The 11,078-nt window shown below is 66.9% G+C and carries 7 protein-coding genes and 1 pseudogene; 4 read left to right on the top strand and 4 right to left on the bottom strand.

Annotation, left to right across the window (positions count from 1 at the left end; genetic code table 11):
- Positions 1-19 precede the first annotated feature (19 nt).
- The 4 genes from ACNANG_RS18270 (at position 20) to ACNANG_RS18255 (ending at position 7,037) form a co-directional block, all read left to right on the top strand.
- Positions 20-3,160 carry an efflux RND transporter permease subunit gene (locus ACNANG_RS18270; protein WP_420224193.1) on the top strand — a complete coding sequence of 1,047 codons (3,141 nt, stop codon included), beginning with the start codon at positions 20-22 and terminating at the stop codon, positions 3,158-3,160.
- A 180-nt stretch (positions 3,161-3,340) separates the two neighbouring features.
- Positions 3,341-4,909, top strand: coding sequence for a hypothetical protein (locus ACNANG_RS18265; RefSeq protein ID WP_420224192.1), 1,569 nt, complete (start codon positions 3,341-3,343; stop codon positions 4,907-4,909).
- Positions 4,900-5,943 (top strand): mechanosensitive ion channel family protein, encoded by a 1,044-nt coding sequence (locus ACNANG_RS18260; protein WP_420224191.1) that lies wholly within the window; start codon positions 4,900-4,902, stop codon positions 5,941-5,943. The genes ACNANG_RS18265 and ACNANG_RS18260 overlap by 10 nt, the downstream gene beginning before the upstream one ends.
- A 2-nt stretch (positions 5,944-5,945) precedes the next feature.
- The gene (locus tag ACNANG_RS18255; RefSeq protein ID WP_420224190.1) at positions 5,946-7,037 is read left to right on the top strand and encodes a glycosyltransferase family 9 protein; all 1,092 of its coding nucleotides are present in this window, start codon (positions 5,946-5,948) and stop codon (positions 7,035-7,037) included.
- Here the strand turns inward: ACNANG_RS18255 and ACNANG_RS18250 are convergent.
- The 4 genes and pseudogenes from ACNANG_RS18250 to ACNANG_RS18235 form a co-directional block, all read right to left on the bottom strand.
- Positions 7,025-8,212 (bottom strand): methyl-accepting chemotaxis protein, encoded by a 1,188-nt coding sequence (locus tag ACNANG_RS18250; RefSeq protein ID WP_420224189.1) that lies wholly within the window; start codon positions 8,210-8,212, stop codon positions 7,025-7,027. The two genes, ACNANG_RS18255 and ACNANG_RS18250, sit on opposite strands and share 13 nt — an antisense overlap.
- Positions 8,213-8,379: 167 nt before the next feature.
- Entirely contained in the window at positions 8,380-9,234 is an 855-nt protein-coding gene (locus tag ACNANG_RS18245) for a phosphatase PAP2 family protein (RefSeq protein ID WP_420224188.1), read from the bottom strand.
- Entirely contained in the window at positions 9,231-10,055 is an 825-nt protein-coding gene (locus ACNANG_RS18240; protein ID WP_420224187.1) for a metallophosphoesterase family protein, read from the bottom strand. Before ACNANG_RS18240 ends, ACNANG_RS18245 begins: the two co-directional genes overlap by 4 nt.
- Positions 10,052-11,022, bottom strand: a pseudogene (locus tag ACNANG_RS18235) (diacylglycerol/lipid kinase family protein). The gene ACNANG_RS18240 and the pseudogene ACNANG_RS18235 overlap by 4 nt, the downstream one beginning before the upstream one ends.
- Positions 11,023-11,078: the final 56 nt, after the last annotated feature.

The raw sequence follows: 11,078 nt of genomic DNA, 5'->3' as shown, positions 1-11,078 counted from the left end.
ACCTCGTCCGGGTGACGCCATGAACGTTTCCGCCTGGTCCATCCGGAACCCGATTCCGGCGGTCATGCTGTTCGTCCTGCTGACCTTTGGCGGTCTGCTGGCGTTCAAAGCCATGAAGATCCAGAACTTTCCCGACATCGACCTGCCCACGGTGACCGTGACGGCATCGCTGCCGGGCGCGGCCCCGTCCCAGCTGGAAACCGACGTCGCGCGCAAGCTCGAAAACTCGATCGCCACGGTGCAGGGCCTCAAGCACATCACCACCAAGGTCCAGGACGGCACGGCAACACTGATCGTCGAGTTCCGGCTGGAAAAGCCGGTGCAGGAAGCGGTCGACGACGTGCGTTCCGCCATCCAGCGGGTGCGGGCCGACCTGCCCGCCGACGTGCGCGACCCGGTCGTCACCAAGCTGGACCTGGCCGCGCAACCGGTGCTGGCGTTCACGATTGCGTCCACCAAGCTGGATGCGCCGTCCCTGTCCTGGTTCGTCGACAACGACGTCACCAAAAAACTGCTGGCCCTGCCTGGCATCGGCGCGGTCAACCGGGTGGGCGGCGTGACCCGGCAGGTGCACGTCGACCTCGACCCCGCCAAGCTGCAGGCGCTGGGCGCCACGGCGGCCGATATCTCGCGGCAGCTGAGGCAGGTGCAGGTGGAAAGCGCCGGGGGCCGCACGGACCTGGGCGGCAGCGAACAACCCGTGCGCACGCTGGCCACCGTGCAGTCGGCCGACCAGCTGCGCGACATGCAGATTCCGCTGTCCGACGGCCGGCGCATCCGGCTGGATCAGGTCGCCAATGTGATCGACACGATTGCGCAGCCACGCGCCGCGGCCCTGCTCGACGGCAAGCCGGTGGTCGGTTTCGAAGTCGCCCGCAGCCGCGGTCAGAGCGAGGTGGCCGTAGGCGCCGCGATCCAGAAGGCATTGGTCGAACTGCGGGAGCAGCACCCCGACATCACGCTGACGGAAGCCTTCAACTTCGTGCAGCCCGTGCAAGAGGAGTACGACGGATCGCTGCACCTGCTCTATGAAGGCGCGCTGCTGGCCGTGCTGGTGGTGTGGCTGTTCCTGCGCGACTGGCGCGCCACCTTCGTCTCGGCCATCGCACTGCCGATGTCGGTCATCCCTGCCTTCATCGGCATGTATCTGCTCGGCTTCTCCATCAACGTGATTTCGTTGCTGGCGCTGTCCCTGGTGGTCGGCATCCTGGTGGACGATGCGATCGTGGAAGTCGAAAACATCGTGCGCCACCTGCGCATGGGCAAAAGCCCCTACGACGCCGCCATGGAAGCGGCCGACGAGATCGGACTGGCGGTGATCGCAACCACCTTCACGCTGATCGCGGTGTTCCTGCCCACGGCTTTCATGAGCGGCGTGGCCGGCAAGTTTTTCAAGCAATTCGGATGGACAGCGTCCCTGGCCGTGTTCGCGTCGCTGGTGGTGGCCCGCGTGCTGACGCCGATGATGGCGGCCTACATGCTCAAGCCCGTCGTGACGCAGGAAAAGGAGCCTGGCTGGCTCAGGATGTATATGCGGGCAGCCGAATGGTGCATGACGCATCGGCTGGCCACGATGCTGCTGGCCACGGTGTTTTTCATCGGGTCGATCGCGATGATTCCGCTGCTCAAGACCGGCTTCATTCCGCCCGACGATAATTCCCAGACGCAGGTCTACCTGTCGCTGGCGCCTGGCGCCACCCTGCAGCAGACGCTGGCCACGGCCGAAGAAACCCGCCAGCGGTTGATGAAGATCGATCACGTGCGCAGCGTCTACACGACCGTGGGCGGCGGCAGCGCGGGCGGCGATCCGTTCGCCAGCTTTGGCGTGGCCGAAACGCGCAAGGCCACGCTGACCGTCAAGCTGGACCCTCGCGGCGAACGCCCGCGCAAGCAGGTGGTGGAAAACCAGATCCGCGCGGCGCTGGAAAGCCTGCCCGGCATTCGCAGCACGGTGGGCCTGGGCGGATCGGGCGAGAAATACATCCTGGTGTTGAGTGGCGAAGACCCGGCGGCGCTGACGACGGCCGCCCGGGCCGTGGAACGCGACCTGCGCACCGTGCGCGGGCTGGGCAACATCACGTCGACGGCCAGCCTGGTGCGGCCCGAAATCGCGGTGCGGCCGGACTTTGCGCGCGCTGCCGACCTGGGCGTGACCAGTTTTGCCATTGCCGAGACCTTGCGGGTCGCCACCCTGGGGGACTACGACCAGTCGCTGCCCAAGCTGAATCTGGCGCAGCGGCAGGTCCCCATCGTCGTCAAGCTGGAAGACTCGGCGCGCAAGGACCTGTCCTTGCTTGAACGGCTGTCGGTACCGGGGGCGCGGGGGCCGGTCATGCTGGGCCAGGTCGCCACCCTGAGCATGGAAGGCGGTCCGGCCGTGATCGACCGGTATGACCGGTCACGCAACATCAACTTCGAGATCGAACTGTCGGGTACCGGCCTGGGGGACGCCAAGACGGCGGTCATGGAACTGCCCTCGATCCGCAACCTGCCGCCGGGCGTACGGGTGGCCGAAGTCGGTGACGCCGAAGTGATGACCGAACTGTTCAACAGCTTCGGGCTGGCCATGCTGACGGGCGTACTCTGCATCTACGTGGTGCTGGTGCTGCTGTTCAAGGACTTCCTGCATCCCGTCACGATCCTGTGCGCGCTGCCGCTCGCGCTGGGCGGCGCGTTCGTGGGCCTGCTCATCGGGCAGAAAGCGCTGTCGATGCCGTCGCTGATCGGCCTGATCATGCTGATGGGCATCGCGACCAAGAACTCGATCCTGCTGGTGGAGTACGCCATCGTCGCGCGTCGCGACCATGGCATGAGCCGGTGGGACGCCTTGCGCGACGCCTGCCACAAGCGCGCCCGTCCCATCATCATGACCACCATCGCCATGGGCGCCGGGATGCTGCCGATCGCCGTGGGCTTCGGCGCGGCGGATGCCAGCTTCCGGTCGCCCATGGCCATTGCCGTCATCGGTGGACTGATCACGTCGACCGTGCTGAGCCTGCTCGTCGTGCCGGCGGTCTTCACCTATGTCGACGACGTCGAGCACTGGATCGGACGGGCGGTGCGCCGGATGCGTGGCATTCGCGAGCCGGCGGCCGGTTCGTCGCCCGCCTCGTCCGCGGCTGGCGCATCCCCCGCTCCGGCGCCCGATACGCCTCGCTGAACCCCAGCCGGATCGGCAGGTTTGCGTGCGCACACCTTCCGATCCGCGCGCGATTTTCCTCGATCTGGTGGCAACCTCTTACAAAACCAGGCCTGGGTAGGACGCTTTCGTCCGCCCGGGCCTGCCCCATGGTCGGGATGCGTCGTTAGAATTGGGAGTCATTTTCGTTCCACGAGTCCCATGCAGCTATCTTCATCGCGCCTGTTCCTGATCGCCCTGCTGTGTTTCAGCAGCCTGTGGATGCACCTTGCCGTGGCCGCCGACCCGGCCCCCGCCGCGGCGTCCGCCGATGCGCCGGTCACGGCGTCGCAGGCCAAACGCGTGCTGGGTACGCTCCAGGACGAAAAGAAGCGCGCCGATCTGGAAGAAACGCTGCGCGTGATCTCCCAGGCCACGGCGGCCACGCCGGGCGCCGACGCACCGGCTGAAGAAGCCCCCGCCGAGGCCGCGCCAATCGCGCTGGTCGAAACCGGCGTCGTCGCGCAGATCTTCGACCGCGTCGGCCAATGGTTCGACGCCGTCGGCAATGAACTGAAGGTCACGGGCCGCACCTTCCTGGAATTCCGGACGATCGGCGTCTGGTGGGACAGCCGCTTCGGCACCGACGAGGCCCGCGCCAACGCGCTGCGGGCCATCGGTGCGGTGCTGGTGATCCTGGCCGCTGGTCTGGCAGTGGAATGGCTGCTCAAGCGCGTGCTGCACCGTCCGCGCGACATCGTCGCGGCGCATGCCGCGCGGCGGTTCGCCACCGAAGAAGCCAAACGCACGGCGGCGCAGGCGGTAGTGGTCGAACCGCCCACGGTGGATACGGCGCAGGCTGCGGCGGCAACAGCCGGTTCGGCGGCGGCAGCGTCTTCCGCCACACCGGGTGCCTCCACCGCCGTCAGCACGCCGCCTGCGGCCACACCCGCCGTCACGCCGGCTGCGGCGTCCTCCGGCGTACCCGTATCGCCCATCACCCTGGCCGCTGCCAGCGCGTCCGCGTCCGACGCCGCTGCGGCTCCGGCCGCGCCGCCGCGCCAGCGCTATGACCGGCACTGGGGCGTCCTGCGCCGCATTCCGTATGCCGTCGCATATGCCATCGTCAAATGGCTGCCGCTGCTGGGCTTCCTGGGAACGACCAGCCTGCTGATCGCGCTGTCGGGCGGTCTCAATTCGGCGTTCTATCGCGCCATCCTGCCGCTGGTCGGCGCCTATGCCGCCACCCGCGTCACCATGAGCGCCATTGGCGTGCTGATCACCCCGGCCGGCCCGGGTCTGCGGCTGGCTCCGGTCACGAACGACACCGCGCGCTACCTGCGCCGCTGGTTCCGGCGCATCGTGGTCGTTGCGGTTTTCGGCGCGGCCCTGACGGACGTTGCCCTGGCGGTCGGCGCGACCGGTGACGCACGCAATGCGATGTCCAAGCTGGTGGCGCTGGCGGTGCATCTGATGGTCATTACCGTCATTTTCCAGTCCCGTCACCGTGTGGGTCACTGGATTCGCGGGTCGGGCCAGGGACGCGACAGCGTCGTGGCCCTGCGAGCCCTGTTGGCCGACATCTGGGCGCCCGCCCTGGCCCTGTTCGTGGTCGGGCTGTGGGTCGTCTGGGCGCTTGGGGTCGACAACGGCTTCCAGCAACTGCTGCATTACTTCGCGCTGACCGCTGGCGTGCTGCTGGTGGCGGTGGTGACCGGCTACCTGGCCCTGGGCGCGCTCGACAAGACTTTTTTGGCAGCCCGGCCGAAGATGGCAAGTCGGTGCATGTGATCCAGCACTACCAGCGGTTTACGCAACGCGCGGTGATCGCGGTCGTCGTGATCGTCGCGATCCTGACGCTGCTGCAGGTCTGGGGTTTCAGCGTGCTGGCCTGGTTCGCGCCGGGCACGATCGGCCGTAGCCTGCTGTCGGCCGTCAGCACCATCGCGGTTGCGTGCGTGCTGGCCATCGTGGCGTGGGAAGGCAGCAACTTCTGGATCAATCGCCGCATTGCGCTCTGGACGGGGGCAGGCGACGTCGGCCGGGCCACGCGCCTGCGCACGCTGGTCCCGATCATGCGCACCACGCTGCTGATTGTCATCGGGCTGGTGGTCGTGCTGACCGCGCTCAATCAGCTGGGGATCAACATCGCGCCGCTGCTTGCGGGGGCCAGTATCGTGGGCGTGGCACTGGGTTTCGGTTCACAAAAGCTGGTGCAGGACTTCATCACCGGTATCTTCCTGCTGGTCGAAAACGCCATGCAGGTGGGCGACTCCGTTACCGTGGCGGGCGTGTCCGGTGTCGTGGAAAACCTGTCGATCCGCACCGTGCGCCTGCGGGCGGGCGACGGGGCGTTGCACGTGATTCCGTTCAGCTCGGTCAGCCTGGTCACCAACACCAATCGCGGCATCGGCAACGCGGCGATCCGCCTCAGCGTCCGCGCCGACGAAGATCTGGATCGTGTCATTGCCGCGATCAAGCAGGTGGGCGCCGAGATGCGTGACGACCCGCAATTCAAGGATGCCATCCTGGCCGACCTGGACCTGTGGGGCGTGGATCAGGTCGACGGCGCCACGATTACCCTGGCCGGCCAGATCCGCACCACCGACCGCGGCCGATGGGGCGTGCAGCGCGGCTTCAACCAACGCATCTGGCGCCGGTTCCGTGAACTGGGTATCCAGCTCACGAACCCGCAGGAAACCGTCATCATCAGTCCGCTGGCCGCGCCCAAGGCGGGTGATGCGACCGGCGGTGACGCTTCGGGCGCGGCCGATGCCGGCGCGTCTGGCGCACGGCCGGCTGCGCCTCCTGCCCAGCCCGCCTGATCGTGGCGTTCATCGCGTCGGGTACCGAGCCAGGCAAGCCGGGCGAGCCGGGCAAGCCGCCCAATCTGGTATTGGCCGGCGCCGCCACCCGCGCCTCGACCGTGCCCCGCCATTTGGCCGTCTACATCTCGGGCGGCATCGGCGACACACTGATGAACCTGGGTTTCGTCAGAGCCCTGGCAGACGACGCCGGAGCGCCCGTGACACTGGTGCTGGCTACCCCGCCTGTCGCAACGCCGCTGCTGCATACGCAGCCGTACGTGCGTGACGTGCTTGCCATTCCCGACCTGCATCACGACAAGGCACACCGCGTGGATCGCCTGGCCGCGCTGCTGGCGCCGCTGCGCATCGATACCCTTTTTCTGTTTAGCTACCAGGATCATGTCTTGAAGGCGGCCTGCGCGGCGCGGATTCCCGTGCGCGCCGGTTTCCTGCGCACGCACAAGCTGTGGCGCGCGCCCTGGATGACCCAGCGCATCGCGGTCCGGCGTACCGGTACGCCCCATCCGGACACCCATACCTGGCTACCGCGGCTGTTCAAGAAGTATGGTTATCCCGTCAGGCCGGTCGAACCGTCTCTGACCGTGTCGGCCGACGCGGCGGCCCATGCGGCGGTGCTGGCCCAGGATCACCCCAATCTTGTCGGCTTTGGCTTGTCGACGTCAGCCGTGATCAGGCGGTACGGCGTGGCCCAATGGCAGGAAGTCGCGTCGCTGTTGGCTGATCGCGATCCGACGCTGTCGTTCCTGCTGTTTGGCGCGGCCGATGTGGCGGACACGGCGGACGCCATCCTTGCGGCGGCGCCTCGGCATGTGCGCTGGCTGGACGTGACCCGGTCTGCCCTACCGCTGACCACGGGCCACGCCCTGGTGGCTCGCTGCCGGGCCTTTGCCGGCAACGACAGCATGGGCATCCACCTGGCGGTGGCGGCCAATGTGCCAACGGTAGGATTGTTCGGCGCATCGCCGCCCATGGCCTACAGCCGCCTGCTCACGCCCCTGCAGCCATCGCCGGCGGGTACCGGCATGGCAGGAATCCCCGCCACGGATGTGGCGCGGGAAGTGACGCGGCTGCTGGAAGATCAGGCGCCGTAAGGCCCGACCAGCTGCTTCAGGTCGCCTGCCAGGCCAGCCAGCCCGCGGCGGGCCTGCGCCGCTTCCTTGGCGCCTTCGGACGTATGCGTGGAAATGTCTTGCACATTCCTGACATTGCTGCCGATTTCCGCCGCGAACTTCTGCTGCTGCGCCACCGACGTCGAAATATGGCCGTTCATGTCGATGATGACCCGCACATTGTCGAAGATATTGCCCAGCACGCCCGCGGCGGCAAGGGTGTGCTCGACACTGGTCGCCGCCTTCTTGCGGCCATCGCCGATGGCATTGACCACGCGCTGCGAATTGTCCTGCAGGCGTTCGATCATCAATTTGATTTCTTCGGTGGATTGCTGGGTGCGGCTGGCCAGTGTGCGCACTTCATTGGCCACCACGGCAAAGCCCCGGCCATGCTCGCCCGCGCGCGCTGCTTCGATCGCCGCGTTCAGGGCCAGCAGATTGGTCTGTTCGGCAATGCTCTGGATCACGACCAGCACCTTGCCGATATTGCCCGACTCTTCTTCCAGCGAGTCGACCACCCCGGCCGCCGTTTCGATCGATGTAGCCAGATCCGCCACGGTGGCATGCGCGCTGTCGACAATGGTCCGCCCCTGCACGATGTGCGTTTCGGAATTCCGGGCGGCGTCATAGGCGGACGACGAGCGTTCCAGCACGTCGGCAACCGCCTGCTGCAGGGCCTGGATGGTCGTGGCCAGCTGTTCGATTTCGTGGCTCTGGCGCTGCACCGACTGGTTGGCGCGCTCGCCGTATTGCGACATCTGCGCGCAGGTGTCAAGGAAGGCATCGGCAATGTGCGAGGACTGGACCAGCGCCGGGCGGAACTGCGCCATCAACTGGTCGAAGCGCAGGGCCAGCTGATCGATGTCGCCATGTCCCAGGGCCGGCGCGGGCGCGCCCGTCGTGGCGGCGCGGGACCAGTGGGTCGACAACTGTTCGACAGCCTGTTGCCGGCGCGACAGGGTCAGGCGGCCCAGGCAGGCCGACGCCACCGCCACCACCACCCCCAGCGCAGCCACGATGGCCAGCGTCGACGGCGGGACGGCCGGCACGCCTGCGCCCGGGTTCAGTTGCCCGTAGGCCAGCACCGCAATCGTGGTGAACAGCACGCCTTGCACGAGCGGGGTGACGAACAAAGCGTACTTGAGCGAAGACTTCATGGATTCCTCTGGTCGGGGCAAGACGTTACGCGGTGCGCGCTTCGTCGGTATAACGGCACCCGGCCAAGGAAATTAAGGGATGACACGTAGGCGAATTCAAGCAGTCGGCACGGCGGTCAGGCAGGGCAATGGCGGGCGCCTGACCGCAGCCGGATCAGCACGCAGACTCACGGGATCCGGGCCCGCCCCGCCGGTTCGCCCGCCGCGCGATCCACGTCGCGCACGGGGGTCGTCCGGATCACCACTTCGCACGCGGTAATGCACAACACCAGCCACGCGCCCCCCGAGACGAAACCCGCCAGCACGTCACTGAAGTAATGCACATACAGGAACACGCGGCTGAATCCGATGGCCAGGAACAATGCCACCAGACCGCCCGCCATCAGCAGCGACAAGGGCGGCCGCGCCAGCCGCAGCGCCAGGTACGCCAGCATCCCGTACACCACCAGCGACCCCGATGCATGACCGCTTGGAAAGCTCCAGCCCTGCTCGATCACGAAGCCATGTTCATGCAGGGGCCGCACTCGCTGGAACAGTCCTTTCAGGACCCGGATCAACACGCCGTTGCCCGCGACGGCAATCACCCAGGCGCAAAAGAACAGGCGCCGGCGCGCGACCAGCAAAGCCACCCCGACCACGATGCTGACGATCACCAGCGTCACCATGTTGCCCGCGCGGGTCAGCGACGCCAGCACTTCCAGCATGCGGGTGGACGGGTCCGTGCGCAGCGCCTCCGCCAGCAAGCTGTCGAACCTGCCCATCGATTCGTCGGCGTCCAGGGCGTCGGCCAGTTCGGCAAACGCGGCCATCCCGATCAACAGGGCCACGGCGCCCGCGCCCGCGTAAATCGCCAGCCACACGCGCGGCCCCAGGCGATCCCGCCAACGGTCACGCCCCCGCCGCACCGTCCAGTGCAGGACCCACGCCAGGCATCCCGCCAACAGCAGGGTGCCGATCGTGGTCGCGATGTAGGACGCCACGGGGTGCATCCCTACCCATTGCGCGGTGGACGCCAGCGTCATGACGAACGCACTCCCCGGCAGGGCGTGACCAGGATCTGATCGACCCGCGTGAATCCTTGCGCCGCATCGACACAGTCCCAGCGTTCAATGGCGCAGCGGCCGGCGTCGGCAGTGGGCGAATAGCGAATGACATTCACGGAGTTGGGCGCATTGGCACGGGTCCGCGTCGATACGGCGGTGCCGGCCTGCACCACCCAGGCATCCCTGCCCAGGCCGGGCAAGGCGTCATTGACTGGGCGAACGAAGGGCAGATGGATATGGCCGCCCAGCACGAGATCCGCGCCGGCCAGCACCCAGGTGCCCAGGGCCGCGCGGTGACCATGCAACAGATTCTTGCCATCCTGAGGCGAAAGGACGTGCACCGGGTGGTGGGCCACCACGATGCCCAGTTGCCCCGGGCGGCGCTTCATCAATGCGGCCGACACCCGCGCGATCTGCTCGGCCGACACGGTGCCGTCTTCATGACGGTAGTTGCGCGTCGAGTTGACGCCGATCAACAGCAGGTCGGGCGACGAGAACACCGGCTCCAGCGTGCCGGGAAACGCTTCCTGGTAATGCCCGTAAGGCGACACGGCGCGGGCAAGCAGGTTGAACAGCGGAATGTCGTGATTGCCCGGGATGGCAATGACCTGACGCGCGCCGACCCGGTCGACAAAGGCCTTGGCGGCAGCGAATTCGGATCGTTTTGCGCGCTGCGTGATGTCGCCTGACAGCAGCAGCACGTCCGGATCGAGGCTGTGCGCCAGGCGCAGCAGTGCCTCGACGACATCGGGTTTCTCGGTGCCAAAATGGGGGTCCGACACTTGCAGGACGACAGTCACGCCTCCTCCTTGCGCTGATCGGGTGGCGGGATCAGCAGCGGCAGCCGCTCGGCCGCCACTTTGAACACCAGGGGCGCTTCCATCCACAGAATTTCGCCGTCGGTGGCCACCTTGAAGCGGCGCGAGCGGCTTCCGGTGCGGGGCTTGACCACCAGTTGCGTGAATGAAAAATCGATGACATCGTCGGCGCCCCCAGCTTGCGCATCGCGCCGCGGAACAGCAAGCCCAGCATGGCCAGGCCACTCATGTCGCGCAGCGCAATGCCGACCAGCCGGCCGGCGTGCACGTCATCGGACTGCTCGATGCCTACGCGCTGAAGCTGCAGACGATTGTTGCCGACGAACAGCGTCACGGTCCGCAGGCTGCGGGTGGTCCCGTCCTGCTCCATGTCGATGTGCAGACGGCGATGCGACCGCATGACGGTCATGATGCCCGACCACAACGCCACGAGACGGCTGCGGCCATACTGGCGCTTGTAGGTCTCGCGATCCTCCAGCAGTTGGGGATAGAGACCCAGGCTGGCGTTGACCAGAAAAAGGCGTTCGTTGAGCATGCCTACCTGTACCGGAGAAATGGTGGCGTCGAGCAATGCGCGTGCCGCCTCTTCGGTGTCCTGCGAAATGCCGTGGGTGCGGCCAAAGTAGTTGAAGGTGCCCTGCGGCAGCACGCCAAAGGGACAGCCCTGCCCCAGCACCGCCTGGGCCACCGCATTGATGGTGCCGTCTCCTCCCGCGGCGACCACGACCCCGCCCTGCGCCCTTGCAAGTTCTACCGCGCGGCGCGCGGTATTTGCCAGTTCCGAAGCGTCTCCCACCTTCAGGAATTCCACCCGGCGTCCCGCGCCTTCCATGACCCGGCGTACGATATCGCTGGTTTCGTCGGCGTCATTGCGTCCCGACCCACGGTTCAGAACGATAAAGAACGGTGCGTCCGCAGCGACCGTCCTGCCTACGTTCAGCGTTTCCATGCATGCCGCCTTGGCAGAAATGCCTTGATGTTGAGTCTTATTGAATGAGCTGCGAT

This window comes from Pigmentiphaga litoralis (genome assembly GCF_048632615.1).
Classification (GTDB): Bacteria; Pseudomonadota; Gammaproteobacteria; order Burkholderiales; family Burkholderiaceae_B; genus Pigmentiphaga; species Pigmentiphaga litoralis_B.
This window is presented reverse-complemented; position numbering and strand designations above follow the sequence as displayed.